The 17,801-nt window shown below is 62.0% G+C and carries 21 protein-coding genes and 4 pseudogenes; 17 read left to right on the forward strand and 8 right to left on the reverse strand.

What is annotated here, in order from left to right:
* Positions 1–42 precede the first annotated feature (42 nt).
* Together J2R80_RS13460 and J2R80_RS13465 are read left to right on the forward strand one after the other, a co-directional pair.
* On the forward strand, positions 43–1,365 hold the full coding sequence (locus J2R80_RS13460; protein ID WP_141340630.1) for an MFS transporter: 1,323 nt from the start codon (positions 43–45) through the stop codon (positions 1,363–1,365).
* Positions 1,366–1,412: 47 nt separating this feature from the next.
* The gene (locus tag J2R80_RS13465; RefSeq protein ID WP_141340629.1) at positions 1,413–1,739 is read left to right on the forward strand and encodes a UxaA family hydrolase; all 327 of its coding nucleotides are present in this window, start codon (positions 1,413–1,415) and stop codon (positions 1,737–1,739) included.
* Here J2R80_RS13465 and J2R80_RS13470 read toward each other — a convergent pair.
* The gene (locus J2R80_RS13470; RefSeq protein WP_253638707.1) at positions 1,697–2,230 is read right to left on the reverse strand and encodes a histidine kinase dimerization/phosphoacceptor domain -containing protein; all 534 of its coding nucleotides are present in this window, start codon (positions 2,228–2,230) and stop codon (positions 1,697–1,699) included. The two genes, J2R80_RS13465 and J2R80_RS13470, sit on opposite strands and share 43 nt — an antisense overlap.
* A 269-nt stretch (positions 2,231–2,499) precedes the next feature.
* On the opposite strand from J2R80_RS13470, the gene J2R80_RS13475 reads away from it, so the two are divergent.
* Genes J2R80_RS13475 through J2R80_RS13490 form a run of 4 tightly spaced genes read left to right on the forward strand, consistent with a single transcriptional unit; the run spans position 2,500 to position 5,192 of the window.
* Positions 2,500–3,483: a DUF3618 domain-containing protein gene (locus J2R80_RS13475; RefSeq protein WP_076826798.1), complete on the forward strand. Its 984-nt coding sequence runs from the start codon at positions 2,500–2,502 to the stop codon at positions 3,481–3,483.
* Between the two features lie 10 nt (positions 3,484–3,493).
* Positions 3,494–4,063, forward strand: a complete 570-nt coding sequence (locus J2R80_RS13480) for a hypothetical protein (protein WP_141340627.1) — start codon at positions 3,494–3,496, stop codon at positions 4,061–4,063.
* On the forward strand, positions 4,060–4,476 hold the full coding sequence (locus J2R80_RS13485) for a phage holin family protein (protein WP_141340626.1): 417 nt from the start codon (positions 4,060–4,062) through the stop codon (positions 4,474–4,476). The genes J2R80_RS13480 and J2R80_RS13485 overlap by 4 nt, the downstream gene beginning before the upstream one ends.
* Entirely contained in the window at positions 4,473–5,192 is a 720-nt protein-coding gene (locus tag J2R80_RS13490; RefSeq protein ID WP_141340625.1) for a hypothetical protein, read from the forward strand. Before J2R80_RS13485 ends, J2R80_RS13490 begins: the two co-directional genes overlap by 4 nt.
* A 50-nt stretch (positions 5,193–5,242) precedes the next feature.
* Here J2R80_RS13490 and J2R80_RS13495 read toward each other — a convergent pair.
* Positions 5,243–5,467, reverse strand: a pseudogene (locus J2R80_RS13495) (DNA ligase); the annotation flags it as partial.
* Between the two features lie 892 nt (positions 5,468–6,359).
* Positions 6,360–6,494, reverse strand: coding sequence for a hypothetical protein (locus tag J2R80_RS43270; RefSeq protein ID WP_256527838.1), 135 nt, complete (start codon positions 6,492–6,494; stop codon positions 6,360–6,362).
* Positions 6,495–7,146: 652 nt separating this feature from the next.
* On the opposite strand from J2R80_RS43270, the gene J2R80_RS13500 reads away from it, so the two are divergent.
* The gene (locus J2R80_RS13500; protein ID WP_158074179.1) at positions 7,147–7,329 is read left to right on the forward strand and encodes a hypothetical protein; all 183 of its coding nucleotides are present in this window, start codon (positions 7,147–7,149) and stop codon (positions 7,327–7,329) included.
* 398 nt (positions 7,330–7,727) lie between these two features.
* Here the strand turns inward: J2R80_RS13500 and J2R80_RS13505 are convergent, their stop codons facing one another.
* Positions 7,728–8,027, reverse strand: coding sequence for a hypothetical protein (locus J2R80_RS13505; protein ID WP_141340624.1), 300 nt, complete (start codon positions 8,025–8,027; stop codon positions 7,728–7,730).
* 89 nt (positions 8,028–8,116) lie between these two features.
* Here J2R80_RS13505 and J2R80_RS13510 point away from each other — a divergent pair, with 89 nt between their 5' ends.
* The gene (locus tag J2R80_RS13510; protein WP_253638708.1) at positions 8,117–8,563 is read left to right on the forward strand and encodes a hypothetical protein; all 447 of its coding nucleotides are present in this window, start codon (positions 8,117–8,119) and stop codon (positions 8,561–8,563) included.
* Between the two features lie 200 nt (positions 8,564–8,763).
* Here the strand turns inward: J2R80_RS13510 and istB are convergent, their stop codons facing one another.
* Together istB and istA are read right to left on the reverse strand one after the other, a co-directional pair.
* A complete protein-coding gene (gene istB, locus J2R80_RS13515) occupies positions 8,764–9,507 on the reverse strand; it encodes an IS21-like element helper ATPase IstB (protein ID WP_076828398.1) in 744 nt (247 codons plus the stop codon).
* Positions 9,508–9,518: 11 nt separating this feature from the next.
* A complete protein-coding gene (gene istA / locus J2R80_RS13520; RefSeq protein ID WP_083715045.1) occupies positions 9,519–11,057 on the reverse strand; it encodes an IS21 family transposase in 1,539 nt (512 codons plus the stop codon).
* Positions 11,058–11,162: 105 nt separating this feature from the next.
* On the opposite strand from istA, the gene J2R80_RS13525 reads away from it, so the two are divergent.
* Positions 11,163–11,474, forward strand: coding sequence for a hypothetical protein (locus tag J2R80_RS13525; RefSeq protein WP_253638709.1), 312 nt, complete (start codon positions 11,163–11,165; stop codon positions 11,472–11,474).
* 24 nt (positions 11,475–11,498) lie between these two features.
* Here the strand turns inward: J2R80_RS13525 and J2R80_RS13530 are convergent, their stop codons facing one another.
* Together J2R80_RS13530 and J2R80_RS13535 are read right to left on the reverse strand one after the other, a co-directional pair.
* The gene (locus J2R80_RS13530) at positions 11,499–11,681 is read right to left on the reverse strand and encodes a hypothetical protein (RefSeq protein WP_076826811.1); all 183 of its coding nucleotides are present in this window, start codon (positions 11,679–11,681) and stop codon (positions 11,499–11,501) included.
* A gap of 269 nt (positions 11,682–11,950) precedes the next feature.
* On the reverse strand, positions 11,951–12,235 hold the full coding sequence (locus J2R80_RS13535; protein WP_253638710.1) for a hypothetical protein: 285 nt from the start codon (positions 12,233–12,235) through the stop codon (positions 11,951–11,953).
* 272 nt (positions 12,236–12,507) lie between these two features.
* Here J2R80_RS13535 and J2R80_RS13540 point away from each other — a divergent pair, with 272 nt between their 5' ends.
* The 8 genes and pseudogenes from J2R80_RS13540 to J2R80_RS13575 form a co-directional block, all read left to right on the forward strand.
* On the forward strand, positions 12,508–12,699 hold the full coding sequence (locus J2R80_RS13540) for a hypothetical protein (protein ID WP_253638711.1): 192 nt from the start codon (positions 12,508–12,510) through the stop codon (positions 12,697–12,699).
* A gap of 468 nt (positions 12,700–13,167) precedes the next feature.
* On the forward strand, positions 13,168–13,635 hold the full coding sequence (locus J2R80_RS13545) for a hypothetical protein (protein ID WP_253638712.1): 468 nt from the start codon (positions 13,168–13,170) through the stop codon (positions 13,633–13,635).
* Positions 13,636–13,734: 99 nt separating this feature from the next.
* Positions 13,735–13,968: pseudogene (locus J2R80_RS13550) on the forward strand (DNA polymerase/3'-5' exonuclease PolX); the annotation flags it as partial.
* A 326-nt stretch (positions 13,969–14,294) separates the two neighbouring features.
* Complete coding sequence (locus J2R80_RS13555) at positions 14,295–14,534, forward strand: hypothetical protein (protein ID WP_253638713.1); 240 nt, start codon at positions 14,295–14,297, stop codon at positions 14,532–14,534.
* 87 nt (positions 14,535–14,621) lie between these two features.
* A complete protein-coding gene (locus J2R80_RS13560) occupies positions 14,622–15,410 on the forward strand; it encodes a hypothetical protein (protein ID WP_253638714.1) in 789 nt (262 codons plus the stop codon).
* A 296-nt stretch (positions 15,411–15,706) separates the two neighbouring features.
* On the forward strand, positions 15,707–16,210 hold the full coding sequence (locus J2R80_RS43440) for a septal ring lytic transglycosylase RlpA family protein (RefSeq protein ID WP_309143806.1): 504 nt from the start codon (positions 15,707–15,709) through the stop codon (positions 16,208–16,210).
* A gap of 444 nt (positions 16,211–16,654) precedes the next feature.
* A pseudogene (locus J2R80_RS13570) lies at positions 16,655–17,447 on the forward strand (IS21 family transposase); the annotation flags it as partial.
* Between the two features lie 8 nt (positions 17,448–17,455).
* Positions 17,456–17,626, forward strand: a pseudogene (locus J2R80_RS13575) (IS21-like element helper ATPase IstB); the annotation flags it as partial.
* Positions 17,627–17,801 lie beyond the last annotated feature (175 nt).

Here is a 17,801-nt window from a genome sequence, read left to right on the forward strand (position 1 = left end):
GACCCGATCGATCCAGAGAAAAACATATTTGAGGAAACACCCATGACGATGTCCATCGCGGTAGACAAGGCGCCCGCCGAGCGCGCCAACATCAGACGCGCCGTGACTGCGGCGACCATCGGCACGATTATCGAGTGGTTCGACTATGCGCTTTACGGCGCCGCGTCGGGCTTGTTCATCAACAAACTGTTCTTCCCGCAGTTCTCCGCCTCGGCGGGAGTGCTGGCGGCGTTTGCGACGTTCGCCGCCGGCTTCTTCAGCCGGCCGCTCGGCGGCATCCTGATTTCGCATTTCGGCGATCGCTTCGGGCGTAAGCCCGCGCTCATCTTCACGGTCTCGCTGATGGGCCTGTCCACCGTCGCGATGGGTCTCTTGCCAACCTATGCTCAGATTGGGGTGTTAGCTCCCATCCTCTTGGTCATTTGTCGCCTGCTGCAGGGTTTCGGCGCTGGTGCGGAATATGCGGGAGCCGTGACGCTCGTCTCCGAATACGTCCCCGCTCATCGCAGGGCGTATTTCACTGCCTATCTGTCGTCGGCGACTGTCGCCGGCATCATGTTTGCGACGCTGCTCTTCCTTCTTGTTGCCTATCTGCCTGAAGAAACCCTGTTCGGCTGGGCGTGGCGCGTGCCGTTCCTCGTCTCGGCACTCCTCATTGGCGTCGCGCTCTACATTCGCCAGAACCTCGACGAGACGCCTGAATATGTCGAGGCGATGGAGCGTGCCGCCGCCCACCGCCGCGAAGCGCGGGTGCCAGTCGGCGAACTTATCCGCAATAGCCCGCGAGAGGTCGTGTGCGGCTTCCTTTCGATCACTGGGCATAACGCGAACGCGTACATCCTCAGCGCGTTCAGCCTGAGCTACATGACCAACACGCTGGGCATGGCCCGGACGGACGCGCTGACGGCTGTTATCATCGCGACGCTGACCGGCATCGTGCTGACGCCGCCTGTTGGTGCGCTCGCCGACCGCGTCGGCCATGCGCGAGTCTATCTCTTCGGCGGCGTTTTCACAATGTTGTACGCGTTCCCAATGTTCGCAATACTTGGCACGAAGAATGTGGTGCTGGCGACGCTGGCTCTGAGCATCGGCTTCGGCATCGGCTATAGCGGGCTTGCCAGCGCGCAGGGCGCGTTCCTCGCCAACCTGTTCCCGACCCGCTACCGTTTCTCTGGCATCGCGCTGGCGCGTGAACTGAATGCTCTCCTGATCGCCGGTCCGACACCGTTCGTGGCATCGGCGCTCGTGGCCGCCGGCAATGGCAAGCCGACGTGGGTCGTTGCCTATCTGATGGCTTGCTGCGCGATCACCGTCGTTTCGGTTACCGCCATTCGGTCGCGGTCCTACGAGCGAGGCAGCGACTGACACGGGTGCAAGGGTCATGCAGATCCACGATCGAAAGGGAGGGTCGATTGAGGTTTGTTCCTAATGACGGGGGTGGGCGCGCGAACGCCAAGCCTGAACAGAGCGACTCGCGGCTCCTGCTGCTTTCCAGCGCCGACAATGTGCTGGTCGCACGCGGCAAGGTCGCTGCAGGGGAGACCATAGTTGTCGATGGCGTGGCGGTAACGCTCGCGATCACGATCTCGCTTGGCCACAAGATCGCCCGCTGCGGCATCGGGCTAGACGAAAGGATCGTCAAATACGGTGTGCCGATCGGTTCGGCGACGGCGCACATTGCGCGCGGCGAACATGTTCACGTCCACAACGTGCGAGGATTTGCAGGCCAGCCCGCATGATAAACAACCGGCGTGTCGCGCAGGCGATCATGGATCTTCGCGACGACCTCGATCCGCGCCAGCGCGGACGTAATCGCCGCCTGCACGTCGGCATTAGGGTCCGACCGCGCCTGCAAACGGAGGATCGACATGATGGTCGCGAGGTCGTTCCTGGTCCGGTGAGCCAACTCCATCATGAGAACGTCCGCGTAGGCCTTCGCCTCCGAGTGCTTCTGGAGCGCTGCGCGCAAGGCTTCCGTTACCCCTGCAAGACATAGCCCGCTCGCCAGGAAGATGAGGAGCGGCAGGATCGCGGCGCTCGGCGGCGGAGGGATAAAATATCGCGCCGCCAGCGCCGCGCTCGCGCCGGTGGCCAGAAAGCCTGAACCGCGATCGAAGATGACAGAGGCCAGGAAAATGGCCGGGATGAACAGCACCAGCGGATAGGGTCTCAACTGATCTTCCAGCAGGAGCTTGGCGACAAATGCCAGCCCGACGAGCCCGAGGCTCAAAAGGTACCGCGCCCACAGGGGAATATCTGGGCGTGACGGACATGAAGCGAAGCAGGAGCCGGTCCATTGAAAGCAACGAACCGGCTTGTCGGCCCGTTCCTGTCGCTTGCTTCAAGCGCTTCGGCCGGCGCGTGGACTGTTGAGCCTAGACCAAAGTCTGGACGCTGTTTGCCGCAGGGCCTGCTGAGGAACGATTCAACAAAGCTTGAGTTCGTCCCAAAAGAACCGACCAAAAAATCCAAGAGGGTAAAATCCAAGAGGGTAAAGCCATGACGCGATCAGTGGAGGAGCTGAGGCGGCAGTCCGAGCGCAGCCGTGCCGAACTCGCGGTGACGGTCGATAGGTTGAGGGAGCGGATATCGGATACCGCTGACGACCTCCGCCACAAGGTCTCGCCGCAACACATCAGATCGGAAGTCTCCGATTACATCAGCAACAAGACCCAGAGTTGGGTCGAGGCGCTGAAGCAACAAGCGATGGATAATCCGATGCAGGCGGTCGCTGCGGGGACTGCGGTCGCAATCCCGCTTCTGCGCCTGGCGCGCGGTTTTCCAGTGCCCCTTCTGATGATCGGGGCTGGCCTTGCCCTGACCTCGAAGACGGTGCGCGACCGGGCCACGGAAGCGGCTGCACCGGTGATGGAGAAGGCGGGAGAGATGCTGGATCAGGCCGCCGACCGGGCCGACGCGCTGAGCAGCGACGTGAGAAACCGGCTGACTTCGGCTCAAAACCAGGCCGGCGATATGGCTGGCGACGCGCAAGATGCCGCCGCCGCCCTGGCCGACGACCTTGGCAAGCGAGCGGCGCAGGCCGCCGGCACCGTCGGCGATACGCTCAAGAGCGGCATGGATGCCGTGAAGGACAGAGCGGGCGCGGCCAAGAACGCGGCGGCCACGGTGCCTGCGAAGGCCCGTCAGGTCATTGGCGACAATGCCGCCTTGATCGGCGGTCTTGGGATCGCGATCGGCGCCATCCTTGCCGCGGCTCTTCCCGAAACCAGCGCCGAAGCCAAGGCGGTGGGCCCGGCGAGCAACAGCGTGAAACGAGCGGCGGGCGAGGCTGCACAATCCGGTTTCGAGGCGGCCAAGGACGCGACGATGTCAGCGGCCGACGCGGCGGCGCGAAGCGTCGGCGAGGCCGATCTCGGGGGGCATGCCGGCCGGATGACGGAAAACGTGGCCGACAGGCTCAAAGAGGCTGCCGACGACGTCGTCAGGGCGGCCTTCAGTCCTTCCCCAAACCCGAACACCTGAAAGAACGATCATGAGCGATGTGGACCTGAGTAAAGAGACGAATTCCACGCAGAACCGGAATACCGACCCCTCGCAGACCCTCAAGGAGCAGATGGCCGATGCCGGCGCCGAGGTGAAGCAGCGCGCCGGCGATGCCCTCCGAGCGTCGACCGATGTCGCCAACGACAAGTTCAAGGAGGCGGCTGATGCCGCCAAAGACGTGGCTTCCGGAACGGTGGACCAGATCGAGGGCCAGGCGCGCGACAAGCAGCGGTCGGGCGCGAACTTCATGGCACGCCTTGCCGGTAACATTCGCGAAGCGGCGCGCGCCTTCGAGAGCGATGCGCCGTTCGCTGCCCGTGGCATGACTTTCGCCGCCGAATATGTCGATGACGCGGCCGATAAAATCCGTGACGGAAGCTTCCGCGACCTCGTCGACGGCGCCACCGATTTTGCGAAGCGGCAGCCGGCCGCGTTTCTGGGGATCTCGGTCCTTGCCGGTTTCGCGGCAGTCCGTTTCCTGAGGGCGTCGGGCGGGCGGTCTTCATCCTCGAAACGGCGCGAACAATCGTCATCCTCGCAGCAAAGCAACGTGTCATGAGCATCCAGAACGATATCAAAACGAGTCAGAACGATCTTCGAACCATCTCGACATTGCTCGGCGATGCGCTGTCGCAGTTCGCCAAGCTGTTCCAGAACGAGGTGGATCTCGCCAAGGCCGAATTCGGCGAAAAAGTTCAGAAGGTCGGCGGCGCGCTGGTCTTCATCGTTGGCGGCGCCGTCCTTGTGATCCCAGCCTTGGTGATGGCGCTGTTCGCCTTATCGGCGGCAATGATTGGGGCAGGGTGGTCACAGCCGCTCTCCTATTTGACGTCTGCGATCATGGCCGTGATGATCGCGGCCGTACTGTTCGCGATCGGCATCAACCGGCTAGATGCCCGCAACCTGGTGCCACGGGAGACCATTCGGCAACTCGATAAGGACAAGGACACCGTGAAGGGGATGGTGAGATGAGCAGCACGCAGGCGGGCTTTTTCGACAGTCTGGTGACCGCGGTGCGGGAAAATCCCCTCGCCGCAGCACTTATCGGAGGCGGTGCGTTCTGGCTGTTGGCTGGCGACGAGAAGCTGAAGAGCGCGGCGCGATCGGCGACCGCGGCGGCTTCGCCGATCGTCGATCTCGGCGTGCGCAATGTTCGCGCGGCCGCCTCCGAGCTCCAACGGACCGCCGCGCCACCGACCGCGCCTGAAACGGATCACGACGACGCTACGGGCTTCGGTGAAACCGTACGCGAGGCCAGTAGCGCGGCTTCAGACGCCATGTCGGGAGCGGCCGACGAGATCAAGGGCCGGTTCGACGAAGGTATCGCCTATGCGCGCGAGAACCTCGGCATGCCTGGAAAAGAAGCTCTCACGAAAGCGCAATCATCGTTGGCCGACGTGCTTGACCGGCAACCGCTCGTCCTTGGCGCCGTGGGCTTGGCAATCGGTGCGGCCATCGCGGGTGCGTTCCGGACTTTCGATCTCGAGAACGAATGGGTGGGCGAGCTCAGCGACGATATCAAGGCTGATTTGAACACGCGCGCCGACGCGGTATCGCAAAGCCTACGCGAAGCCTCCGATACGTTGAAGGCCGAGCTCGGCGACGTCGGCACAGAGGCCGTCGATCGGGTTAAGCAGGCTGGCATCGATGCTGCTGATGCTGCACGGGAAAAGGTGAAGTCGCCATAAAGGAGGCGGTTCCAAGCCTCATAAGCTGCGGATTCGCCTAGGACGATGGCCTCACCGTTAATCACGAACTGCTTCTGGCGGTTCTTCAGCGCGGCCTTCACAATCCAAGGGAAGCGCTTCGTCCAGTCATGGCCGCCCTTCGTGATCAGCCGGACGCGGTCTCCGTCGCGCTCGACGCGCAGGCCGTAGCCATCGTACTTGATCTCGTGGAACCACTCCGGGCCGGCCGGAACCAACTTTCCAACGGTCGGCAGGTAGAACTCGAATTTAGGCATGACCGGCACATGGGTATGTGTTGCCGGTTTTGCGAATCCGCAGCAGAGGCCCCGATGTGGCGCTTCTCCGGGGCCTCGGGTTCTCGGCCTGGAGAGGACCGAGGAGTTAATTCAAACTCCCATCGACGACGGCGTCAAGTCTCGGGAAAAAGCGGAAATTGTCTCGCCGGGATTCACATGGTTTATTTTCGGACCGGAGCGTCGTTTGGGATGATCCGAGCAACAGGGCAGCTAATTTTCATTTCGTATTTTTTCAGCCCTAGAACGACGACCGTTGCTTCCTGGCGAGCGGCTCGGCGATCCAGCTTGGCCCCAGCATGATCCGGATGCTGGGGTCTCTTTTATGAGCAGGAACGAAGCGCAAGCATTGGCATTGGTCGCCCTGTTCAGTGCCGCACCGCTACAGGCACCGAGACGCCCAGCTACACACTGGCCCCAGCTTCACCGCTGGGCCCTTCCTTATTACGCCGTCCAGACAGGACACTTGCTGGGGCCGTTTTCTGTTAGAGGCCGCCAATTGGGGCAGCCTACACAGGCCTAATTTTCGTTTTCAGCTTACGATCGATCAGCATCTCGGCCCGGCGCTTTGCTAGTTCTGCCAATCGTGTGCGCACGGTATGGCGGGTCGTTTCTCCGCCGATCTCAATGATGATCTCGAACTGATCATCATATAGGCGTTTTACCTCGAACGTGACGCCCCTGTGGGTGAAGGTGCTTGGCATACGCAGGGGATAGCAAATCGATGTGCGGTCCTTGCACCGGGATGCTACGGGAAATTGTCCCACTGTAGGAATGGAGCCATGCAAGGCCGCTTGCGGAGGTGGCCTTAATCTCCCGCGTCGCTGGTTAGCGGACTTCCTAGGTCGAGGCCTTCATGGTCCGCTCGACCTCATCAGCTAGCTCCCGGTGGTGGGCCGCCAGCTTGGCAAACAGTTCTTTCTGTCGGATTGGTCGCCAGCTTGCTGATCAGCTCGCACTCCTCCGCTTCGACGCGAAGCTTCTGTAAGTGCGCCTGCATGTCCTTCATTTTGGGCTCCCGTGCCGAGATGTTATCACGGTTCCTGCCGACAAAATCTTGGAGAAAGTGGCAATTGCATAAGGGCGTGCTAACGTTGGTTCGTCGGGTCCGCACCCGACCATCCCGCTGGCCTCAGCGCCGGCCTTAAGGCCCCCAAAGGTGCTGGGGCCTTTTCTATGGCTGCTAGGAACGAACGTAGCCGAAGCTTGTTCGTCTGTCATCCGAATGCAGCTCTCACCATCCCGCCGACCAAACCGCATTCGGACAGTGTGCGTGGAAAGCCGATGGCCCCAGCGTGCTCCCAAGCGCTGGGGCCGTCTCTTTACTTCAGGACACCCAATGCCGGCGCACTTCTCCGGGCTCCATGTTGAGCGCTAGGACGTATTCTGCGGCGAGCTGTCGCTGATGAGGCTAACAACCCATCCTTCCGGGATGATTAGGAACAGGCAAGCGCGAGGGCGGTTATCGGCAGGTCCGCATGCTTTCCCCCGAGGCATCGGACACCATGGAGCCACGAACCCCAGCGACGCGACCGCTGGGGTTTCTCTGACCCCGGTCACGCGAACAGGTCTTGCCGGCCTGCGGCGTACTCCACGTCAGCCCAATACTCAGCCGGCGTCGCCTTGTCCTGTTAGATCATAGAAGGCATCTGGATCTAGGGGTGCAGAAGAGAAAGCAGGCGCTGGCGAAGCCTCTCGCGATCAAGCTGTACTTCGCGCATTACCGCAAGCTCGGCTTCAATCTTGCTCGTGTCCTCATTCAGCCGCCTACATTCGATGAGCTGCGCTTCTTTCTCCGCCAGCCGCCTTTCTCCTTCGACTGTCGCGAATTCAATCTGCCTTAACTCGTCAATGATCGGCTCTTTGTACATCTCGTTGCGATGGCTGAACCGTGCGTCATGCTCGTTTGTCTTGCAATCTCCAAACGGCTCAACAACGCTTCAAGTTCCTAATGAGCCTAGCGATAGCGGGAACGACCGCAAGCGCTGCACCTGATGTGCGCCGAGTTTTCAGGCGAGTCCCAATCCAGGCAGATCGGCGAGCTTCAGCCGGCCGTTGTGCTGGCACCCGACGCAGAACATGAGCACCGTCTTCCGCCGTTGCGATCGACGGGGCCGGACAGTAGCGGAGATGACGAGCGGGCTTGCGGCGCCAGGGCATGCGCCAATGATCGCGAATATCTCGCGCCGAGTGAAGCCGCTAGAGTTCGCGACCGCGATGCGCAGTTATCGCTAGCGATTGGTCAAGTGGCGGCGTCCTTTTCAGTCGAGGGGCCGCCTAGGTTTTTCATGATCCATTCCATGGCTGGATTAGGATAGCGAGAGTCCGTCGAATTGACATCCATTCGAGTGGCTGGGTTGAACGTCAGTTCATAGAACGCCGTTGCCGCTATCCCTTGCTCTAGCTCTGGTGCCTGCTTCTTGAAGCCATCGACCGATGAGGCCACGGAGAATTTGTAAGCGTAATGCTGACGCAGTCTAAACAAGCGTTCATGACGGGCGCCGGCAAAACGAACTAACCAATGCCAAGAACCCCAGCCCAAGCGCTCCGCGGGCATATCGAAAATGGTCGCGTCGGGCTAAGCGGCTGGCGGATGATCTCGAGCTTACACCCAAGCTTGAGCACTATGAGATGGCTCAAAAGTGCTATCGAGATGCGCAGCATGGCATCGGTTTAGTGCGGGCCAGAGATCTCTCCGAACTTGCTGTAAAATCGATGGCCTCCATGGCTTTTGAGGGGGCGGCCTTGGGCGACGCCAAGGCGCAGTATCGCCTGCGCGACGAGAAGCAGATCGTCGCATGGTCCGTCGCGTTCGATCTCATATTGCTTGCTGGTAACCCGGTTGCCGCCTCAGCGTCGAATCGAGGAGGGCGATCACCGCAGGGCACTGATCCGGCTTTGGAGGCCATCGCAAAACACCAGCAGGCGGACGCGGACCACAATGCAGCCATCACGGCGACCGACGCCACCGAATATCGCTCTGAGGCCTATTGGCAGGCCGACGACCATCAAGGAGTGCGGATTCCGATGATCTCGCCCGGGTGTACCGATTTGATCTCGCCCAGGATTCCGAGATGATCTCGCCCACCATTCCGATTTGATGTCGCCCGGGGCGCGAGGCGTTCTGGCTGTTTGGTTTCTGGCATCGGTGAAGCCGCGGGGTCAACCTTGAATCGCGGCTTGAGGCCCTTCTTCGTCTGCTGTTGGTCTGCTGTGGGCATGTGGGCAACGCTCTTTGCGTTGTCCAAGCGCAGCGGCATGTCCACAGCGCCACTGGCTCAGGCCTTTCGATCGGGTTTGCGGGTTCGCCGCAGGCTCTCGCCGTTGAGATCGATCCGGTGGGCGTTGTGGACCAGGCGGTCGAGGACGGCATCGGCGTAGGTGGGATCGCCGATCAGCGCGTGCCATTGATCGACGGGGAGCTGGCTGGTGACGGTGGTGGAGCGGCGGCCGTAGCGGTCCTCGAGGATCTCGAGGAGGTCGTGGCGGGCTGCGGCGTCGAGCGGCTCGAGGCCCCAGTCGTCGAGGATGAGCAGATCGATGCGGCCGAGCGCCCGCAGGAGCCGCGGGTGGCGGCCGTCGCCGCGCGCCAAAGCGAGGTCGGTGAACAGCCGCGGGACACGCTGGTAGAGCACGGAGCGATTGTCGCGGCAGGCCTTGTTGCCGAGCGCCGAGGCGAGCCAGCTCTTGCCGACGCCGGAGGGCCCGCAGATCAGCAGGTTGGCGTGATCGTCGATCCATTGGCCTTCGACCAGCATCGTCAGGAGGCTGCGGTCGAGGCCGCGCGGGGTGCGATAGTCGATGTCCTCGACGCAAGCCTGTTGGCGCAGCTTGGCGTATTGCAGCCGCTTCGATAGCCGCTTGTCGCGTCGCAGCGAGGCTTCGCGTTCGAGCAGCAGCGCGAGCCATTCGGCATGGCCGAGGCTTGCGGCATCGCCGCCGGCTTCGATGTCGGCAAAGGCCTTGGCCATGCCATGAAGGCCGAGCGCGTGGAGTTGATCGAGGGTCGGATGCGTGAGCAAGGCGTGATCTCCTAGTTGTAGTAGCGTGGCCCGCGGATGTTGGGATGAAGGACCGGCGCGTTGTCCGCGGGGCGCTTGGGTGAAGGACGCCGATCGAGGTTGTTGGCAAGGATCGATTTGACCGAGCCGTAGGTGCGCGCGCCGATGTCGATCGCCCGCATGGCGGCAGCATCGAGCCGCTCTTGCCCGTAGGATTGGCCGAGCCGGATGATGCCGAGGCAAGCGCGGAAGCCCTGCTCCGGGTGCGCCCGCTCATCGAGGATCAGGTCGCACAGCGCCGCGGTGGCCGGCCCGATCGTGGCGGCCTCCTTGCGAATGCGCTCGATGGTCCAGCCGGCGTAGCGCCGATGACTGGACGCCATGTGTTCCGGCACGGTGGTGTGCTTGTGGTTGCCGCTCATGCGCTGATGCGCGGCGATCCGCTCGCCCTTGTGGAAAATCTCGACGGTGCGGGCGGTGAAGCGCACCTCGACCTCGGCGCGGACGAAGCGATGCGGGACGCTGTAGTAATGCGCCTCGACCTCGACGTGATAGTCGATGCTGACCCGGCAGATCCGCCACTCGGCGAACACGTAGGGGCTCTCCGGCAAGTCCTTGAGCGCCGGCCGGTCGATCTCCTCCAATAGCTTGCGGCGGGTCACGCCGAGCCGCCGGATCGGCCGCTCCTCGTTGAGCCGGGTCATTAGCTCGGTGATCGCTGCGTTGACCTCGGCGAGGCTGTGGAAGGTGCGGTGGCGCAGCCGCCCGAGCAGCCAGCGCTCGACCATGAGGACCGCCTGTTCGACCTTCGCCTTGTCCCGTGGCCGTCGCGGCCTGGCCGGCAGAATGGCGGTGCCGTAATGCGCCGCCATGTCGGCGTAGCTGCGGTTGATCTGCGGGTCGTAGAGGCAGGCCTTGATCACTGCGACCTTGGTATTGTCCGGCACCAGCAGCGCCGGCACGCCGCCGATCGCCTCGAAGGCGCCGACGTGGCCGCTGATCCAGTCGGCGAGCCCCTGCGTCCAAGTCGCCTGCGCGTAGGTGAAGCTCGATGCGCCGAGCACCGCGACGAAGATCTGCGCGGCGCGTCGCTCGCCGGTGAACCGGTCGATTACCACCGGCACGCCGTCGCCGGCATAGTCGACGAACAGCTTGTCGCCGGCCGTATGCGACTGGCGCATCGTCACCGACAGGCGGCCTTCCCAGGCGCGGTAGAGCTCGCAGAACCGCGAATAACGATACCCGCCGGGTTCGCCCGCGATGTACTCGTCCCACAGGATCGACAGCGTCACATGCTTGCGCCGGAGTTCGCGGTGTACCGCCGCCCAGTCCGGCTCGGCCTGCCGGCGATGGCCCCGCCGGGTGCCGGGACCGGCTCCCGCGCTGGCGAACAGCCGGGCTTCCAGCGCAGCGTCGGTGATGTCGTCGGGCAATGGCCAGGTCAGCCCCGCTGCCTCGAACCGGTGGATCGTCAACCGCACCGTCGAAGGGGCTGTCCCCACCCGCCGCGCAATCTCGCGGGTCGGCATCCCGGCCGACTTCAATCTGATCACATCGCGCACATGGCGCATCGCAAACCTCTCCGTCGGCATCCAGGTCCCCCTTCGCAAAGCCGAAAGGCGGGACCGTATCGGAGCCAGAAGAGGCCTCGTCACCCCGGGCGACATCATCCCGGAATGGTGGGCGAGATCATCTCGGAATGGTGGGCGACATCAAATCGGAACGGTGGGCGAGATCATTCCGGAATGGTGGGCGACATCGAGCGGAATCAGCATCAAGGAGCATGCTGCCACGCGGAGGCCGATGCAGGTTGGGATCTGGCCAGGACAATTCCGACGACATTGGGCGGCGTTGCTGCGGTTCTCGAGTACGTGAAGCAGTACGAAGACAAGGGCGAGGAGTGGCCCAACAGTGACTGCATCGGTCGGGAGGGCTGGCATTATCAGCTACGGCAGATTATGGCCACTGCAGCCGTCAACTTAGCCTAGCGTGAAGGCGAGGCGCCCGCCGGTTCACGCCGGCGGGTTTTCCCCTGGCTCAATTTCCATCGTTTCCGGTGTTCGACGATGGCGCGCGCTATGTTCGGCCATGGCTTTCACCGCCTCATCTTCGTCGGCGCAAAAAGCGATGCTTCGCCGATCGGCAAACACGAGCCACTGACGAAGGCCAACTTCCCTGATGACATACTCGGTCATTTTCGAGCGTCCCGCAGCGAGTGGGCTGCATCTTATGCAAACGACGTTGCTGTTCCATTAATCAGAAGCCGGCCCAGACGGTGAGCGCGGGCGGCGGCCTGGATCTGATCAAAATGTACGCCGCCGGGCTTGAATGCAGCATCCCGGCGGCGGTCTTCCAGCTGGCCCGGCGATCCCAGCAACACTGCGGTAGCAGGGCGGTCACACACGCGAGTGATGCAGATCAATCTGCCCGCCGGATGATCCTACCGACGGGCTTTTGCGCGAAATCACCAGCGGCGATAACCGCCGTGATAGCCGTAACCCCTATAATAACCGTAGCCCCTGTGCACGTATCCGTAGCGACGGACGCCGTAGCCACGATAGCCGTAACCGTAGCCGTACGGCCTGTAGACGGGCGCCGTGCGGACACAGCCGTTCGGGCCGCAGACTACGGCGACGTTCTCGATGTTTGAAGCGGGAGAAAGTGTCGCGAGCGGCATCGCTGACGCGCTTCCTGCCGCAGCAAGGCTGCCGAGCGCAGCAAGTCCAACAAGTGCAAATTTAAGCTTCATGGTTTCCTCTCGTGGAATCTAAGGCACCCCACACTGTAGGAAGTTGAACGTGAATGCTGGATGAGCAGGCCAGCCGTTTTTGCGTGATGAAAATGCGGCATGCTTGTGCTCTGCGCGGGGTGTCCCCAAGCGGTCCCCTAGGAGTATCCGGAACGATGAGGGCGCCAAGGTCAGACTAGCTAAATGCGACAACGAGCAGGCCCGAGCACAACAGCACAAGGCAGGTCGCGATTAGCGCGAGGAACCCATCGGACACGAAGTCATGATTACGCATGACACACCTCCCTGTCGCGGAAGGAAGCTGGTCCGAATTTATTAAAGATTTCGGAATCGAGTTTTTGAAGGGCGGGCAACTACTGTCTTTGCTGCCCAACTTCACGAAAGCCGTGTGGATCATCGAAATAGTCCCAAGAAAAGACGCCGCCGGTCTCAAAAATACACGCCCGGCGGCGTTTCCTTCCTGAACCGGGGGCCCTGAAATCCCCAGCGCAGAGTCAACCGCAGAACCTGTGGCCTCGGTGATCGGCCGAAGGGCACTTCTTGTTACGCACTGTGATGTTGCGAGAGGAGCAGGAACAAGTGGCAATGTCGGGAATCTTACACAGGCTCCCGCGATAGGTTGCCCCCCGACCGGGAGTTTAAAACGGCCTTGGCGTTCCCCGCGCCAGGGCCGCTATCGTTGTTGTGCGGCATCGCCATCCTCAGGAACAAGTGGTCGGGCCAATGAGTCCCTTCATTGGTCCCGGAGACAGGTGGCGCGCTCGACCAGGAGTCTGGAATGGCGGCCTCGGCGCGCCGCGTCGGGGCCGTTCGTGTTTGTGGGCTGGACTGTGGGCTAATTTCGGTAACTTAGATTAATTGTATTGTTTTCAATAACTTAGGTATGTATTGCTGATGCCGCAGCGGCGCCGACTACCGCAACAACTGTTTCCTTGGCCAGTCCAGATGCCGAGCTGATCGACCTGGGGAGCCGGTTCGTCGAAATATCGCGGCTTCGGGATGCCGCGAACGATGAAACGGGCCGCCTGGTTGAGATCGCCCGCCGGTCATACCCGCCCGGGACCTATCGGGACGCGTGTCTGCGCGGCGAGGCGCGCAGCGCGTACAATGCAGCTATAGCCGACGCTAACGAGCAGTCGGGCTTAGCAGCGGCGCAAGAGGCGTTTGATGGCGCCATGGATCAGTTGCGCGCGCACTACGCCCGCATGATCGCAATGCGCCCGACGACGATCGACGGAATGCGGGCCATCGCTTCGGCGGTCTTCCATTTCGAGTGGGATAGGGTCGAATACGCCGAGGGGGCCATCGAAGACGCAGCGCTCGCCGTGCTGGTCGCCGGCCTACTCGATAAGTCACTTCCGGATCATCTGCCAGTGTCGAGGCGGAAGAGTGCGAACTAATCAGCAAGCTCGCGACCAACGCGGCAAAGAAAGCGCTGTTCGCCAAACTGGCAGCGCATCACCGAGCACTCGCTGACGAAGTCGCGCGCGCAATGATTCCTGCGAGAGTACGCGCAGCGTACCGCCTTGCGAGGCGGCAATCCCTACAGGGCGAAAGCCTACTCTCGGGCCGGCGACAGCCTGGCGGCTCTTGCCGTCCCGCTGGACGTGCTCATCGCCGAGGATCGTCTTACGGAGATCCCGGGCGTCGGCAATGCGATCGCCGACATCATCACCAAGCTTCAGAAGACGGGCAGTCATCCCAACCTCGAAAAGCTGCGGAAGGAGATCCCCACCTTCGCTTTCGCAGAGCTTAAGACGATGCCCGATGCGATCCGGCAAGGTCGGCAGGTGATGCCGCCGCAGAAGGCTTCGACCGCGCTGGTCTCGGCGGCGGCAGAACCGACGCCGGAAATGCAAACTGTCTTCATGCTGCGCTCTGCGTGGTTTCGTGACGAGCATGGGCAACGGAAGTTCGCGGGCCAATACGAAGATGCGACCATGCCGATCGCAGCGGCACTCCGTGCCCTGGACCAATGCATCGCGGTCGACGTGACCGATCCGCGCCGCGCAAGCTCTGTGGCGTGCGCGGCGGGGACTTCAATCCGCAGGCGGCTGATGTGATCGATCTCGACACCATCGAGGAGCCGATGAGCGCGACGCCCGTCGAGCTCGATCGGGTGCTGCGCGATGCCGTCTTCACCGTGACCGCAGCGCAGATGCGCGCACGATCCAGATTGAGGTGCCGCGCCTGCGACCGCGAAAGCCGCACCTCCCGGCTGGGCCATCGCATCGAAACGCGTATCGACGGCTACATCGCAGCGCGGGGAGACCCATCCCGGTCCCCGTGGCGAAGATGATCGCCCGCGCTACGCGGCAGCCAGGGCACGGCGCCGTCTCAGCTATCCGCGCGCGCATGATCGCGCGGCATAAGAAGGTGCTCGGCTATGTCTGAAGACGTTCCGGCCGAGGAAGGACCAGCGCCCTTCCTCGCCAAGACGGAGGCCGCTGTCGAGGTCGGGTTGGTCACCGATCTTGGCGGCGGCCTCGATGCGGAATTCGACGACTACGATCGCTTGCTCGCGCATCTCGATCGTACTCCCGAGCAAGATGAACGGGTCGCGATCCATGAAAGCGGGCACGCCGTTTGCGCGCGTCTGCTGGGCCATCTAGTCGGTGGCGTGACCGTGAACCCGGACCAGGCGCGCGGCTCCGAGGGACTGTGCTGGGGCGTTGGACACGCAGAGGCGTTCGCCGAGGGTCGGGGCGACGCCTCCGATGTCCGAGATGCGCTTAGTTCGGTCATGCCGCAAGCTGGTGAGGATCGTGGTCCTGTGGCTGATGTGTTCGGCAACGTTTACATCAAGTGTATCGAGTTCATGGCGGGCCGAGCGGCAGAGCGCATGCTGCTGGATGGCGAGCCTGCGCTGCCGGTGGATGATCTTCGACAGGCTCGCGAACTGGCTATGCTAATCTGTAGGAGCGAAGAGGCGATTGAGAGCTTCATTGAGCACTGCGATTTGGCGGCCCGCGATTTGCTGATGCCTTACGGCGATGTCGTGATGGCGCTGTCTGTGGTTCTGCGCATCAAGCGAACGCTGGATGGCGCGGAGATCGATCAAATCATTCGGAATGTGGAGGCGCGGAAGGCGTTGGCGGTTGAGCATCGGCGTCGGGCCGATTGGCGCAAGAGCGAGTTGGCGGCCAAACGCTTTCGAGCCGCATGTGTGTCGTAGCCTTGCCGGAAAGTGCATCACTAGATCAAGTGCGTAATCGGAACGCCCTCATTGGCGCGCCGATGTCGGCTCTTGGTGCTCGCGTCGCCAGAGACGCCAGCCCGTCAGGCCGGTCAACGTGACGCGCTGCGGCAAAAACATGCTTGCTGCAGCGCGTCACAATTCGGAAGTATCGGTATGCACTCAATTTCCGGTCCGGTGCTCCCTGCGTGTGCAGGAACGCACTTCATAGCTTTGCATTGATCTGTTGTTATTTAGATTGTTGAGTGAGGCCGATCATGCGTCCGCTTTCTGGAATGATCGCGATTGCAACAGTCCCGACGTTGATCGCAATTCAGGCTACCCCTGCTGTCGCGCAGTCCTTCGACGACAGGTGGTCTGTCATTCCAAAGGCTCATGCAGAGCCCGCTCCTGAGAGACCTGACCAGACAAAGAAGGATGAGCCGCAAGTGCAACCACCGAGCGGACAAGAGCCGACAAGTGAGACGGAGGTTCGCTCTGGGACTCGATCTTTCAATCGAGTGTTTTCCGGAAAAGCCTCGTTCTACTCATACCCGAAAGGAAAAACAGCCAGCGGTTCTCCGTTCAATCGGGATGCGCTGACAGCAGCGCATCGCAGCCTGTCGTTCGGCACGAGAGTTCGCGTCACTGATCTTACAAGCAGGAAATCTGTGGTGGTTCGAATCACCGACCGCGGACCAAGGGTTCGCGATCGCGTCCTCGACCTTTCACTTGGCGCCGCGCGCAGCTTGGGCATTACGGATCGTGGCGTGGTCCAGGTTCATGCTAAAGTGCTTTAAAAGGCGGAATAACGTTTATGCGGCGCCGGGATCGATGAGATTGTCGGGACGTGGCTGCGCGCAATGCGTTGGCGGTTGAGCATCGGCGGCGGGCTGATTGGCGCAAACGCGAATAGCGGCGAGCCGGTTTCGCGCTGAATTTGATCATCTCAATGTCCGCGCCGTTGTCATATAATGCTCAAGATCGGATGGTGTAGTCGGTGATGTGTTTGATCGGAAGGCGCGGATGATCTAATGGCCCCGGCGTGAAAGCGTCGGGGCCATTGGCTTTGCGGCACGGCACAAGCGGAGGGGCCTAGCGGTTCCCAGCGACTTCGGGCCGAGTAGCGCCACCAGCGAAGCGGAACGCTGGTAACTGTCGCGCGTTTAAGCTCGTGTGCGAGAAAATTTCGCATTTCGCTTTCTTCCTCAACGCAAGCAGGTATTTGAAGCCGGTTGCCGACCGGTTTTCCTCATCTCTACAATCGCCGCTTCCTGCAGATGTACAGCCACTATCTGGTTGATCCGGTCGCCTGCACGCCAGCGTCGGGCTGGGAGAAGGGGCAGGTCGAGAACCAGGTCGGGCTGGTCAGGGAACGCTTCTTCACGCCGCGGCTACGGTTCAAAACCTCGACGAGTTAAACGCCTGGCTGCTCGACAAATGCATCGCCTACGCCAAGGCTTATCGCCATCCAGAGCTGGTCGTCGATCAGACGATCTGGGAAGTGTTCGAAGCCTGCCTGGTGCGCTTCGACAACAACAAGTACTCGGTCGCGGCCAGCGCGGTCGGGCGCCCGGTCGAGGTCCAAGCCTATGCCGATCGCATCGTGATCCGTCAGGGTGGAAGAATCGTTGCAGAGCACCCACGATCCTTCGGCCGCGGCGAGACGACCTACGATCCCTGGCACTATGTGCCGGTGCTGGCTCGCAAACCCGGCGCCTTGCGCAACGGCGCTCCCTTCAAGGACCGGGTGCTGCCGGCCGCAATCGAGCGGATCCGGCGCAGGCTTGCCGGCACCGATGATGGCAATCGGCAGATGGTCGACATCCTCAACGCGGTGCTGACTGACGGTCTGCCGGCGGTGGAACCGCCTGTGCCGAAGCGCTCGGTCATGGCGTCCATTCCGCCGATGTCGTGCTCAACATCCTGGCCCGTCAACGTGAACCCGCCCCACCGGCCAACATTATGACGCCTGCCGCACTGACGCTCCGTCATGCACCGATCGCCGATTGTGCCCGCTACGACAATCTCCGGAGGACCATCTGATGGAACGAACCCAAATCTTCGACCTCATGGGCGAACTCAAGCTCTACGGCATGAAGGCTGCCTTCGACGAGATCATGGCAACTGCCGTCAAGCGGCAGCACGAAACTCAGCGCATTGTCGGCGAGCTGCTCAACGCCGAGATCAACGAGAAGCAAGCCAGGTCGATCAAATAACTTGGCTTCCGCGGCGAACTGAAAGCGGCCCCAACCACAGGGGGCCGCCAATCCGAACGATACGGGTTTTCCTCTGGCAGTCGGGGGGGCACCTTGGCTGACCAGAAGCGCTAATTAGACGCTGATCTCCTCTCGATGGTTCCTTGCCTGGCGCGTCTTCGTCTCACCCTTG

This window comes from Bradyrhizobium sp. USDA 4541 (genome assembly GCF_024171085.1).
GTDB classification, from domain to species: Bacteria; Pseudomonadota; Alphaproteobacteria; order Rhizobiales; family Xanthobacteraceae; genus Bradyrhizobium; species Bradyrhizobium australafricanum.

Bases quoted from the DNA above. Each gene is read 5' to 3' on its own strand.
- J2R80_RS13460 (WP_141340630.1), top strand. From the start codon at position 43: ATGACGATGTCCATCGCGGTAGACAAGGCGCCCGCCGAGCGCGCCAAC.
- J2R80_RS13475 (WP_076826798.1), top strand. From the start codon at position 2,500: ATGACGCGATCAGTGGAGGAGCTGAGGCGGCAGTCCGAGCGCAGCCGT.
- J2R80_RS13480 (WP_141340627.1), top strand. From the start codon at position 3,494: ATGAGCGATGTGGACCTGAGTAAAGAGACGAATTCCACGCAGAACCGG.
- J2R80_RS13485 (WP_141340626.1), top strand. From the start codon at position 4,060: ATGAGCATCCAGAACGATATCAAAACGAGTCAGAACGATCTTCGAACC.
- J2R80_RS13490 (WP_141340625.1), top strand. From the start codon at position 4,473: ATGAGCAGCACGCAGGCGGGCTTTTTCGACAGTCTGGTGACCGCGGTG.
- J2R80_RS43270 (WP_256527838.1), bottom strand. From the start codon at position 6,494: ATGAAGGACATGCAGGCGCACTTACAGAAGCTTCGCGTCGAAGCGGAG.
- J2R80_RS13510 (WP_253638708.1), top strand. From the start codon at position 8,117: ATGGCTCAAAAGTGCTATCGAGATGCGCAGCATGGCATCGGTTTAGTG.
- istA (WP_083715045.1), bottom strand. From the start codon at position 11,057: ATGCGCCATGTGCGCGATGTGATCAGATTGAAGTCGGCCGGGATGCCG.
- J2R80_RS13525 (WP_253638709.1), top strand. From the start codon at position 11,163: ATGGTGGGCGAGATCATCTCGGAATGGTGGGCGACATCAAATCGGAAC.
- J2R80_RS13530 (WP_076826811.1), bottom strand. From the start codon at position 11,681: ATGACCGAGTATGTCATCAGGGAAGTTGGCCTTCGTCAGTGGCTCGTG.
- J2R80_RS13535 (WP_253638710.1), bottom strand. From the start codon at position 12,235: ATGAAGCTTAAATTTGCACTTGTTGGACTTGCTGCGCTCGGCAGCCTT.
- J2R80_RS13540 (WP_253638711.1), top strand. From the start codon at position 12,508: ATGACACACCTCCCTGTCGCGGAAGGAAGCTGGTCCGAATTTATTAAA.
- J2R80_RS13560 (WP_253638714.1), top strand. From the start codon at position 14,622: ATGTCTGAAGACGTTCCGGCCGAGGAAGGACCAGCGCCCTTCCTCGCC.
- J2R80_RS43440 (WP_309143806.1), top strand. From the start codon at position 15,707: ATGATCGCGATTGCAACAGTCCCGACGTTGATCGCAATTCAGGCTACC.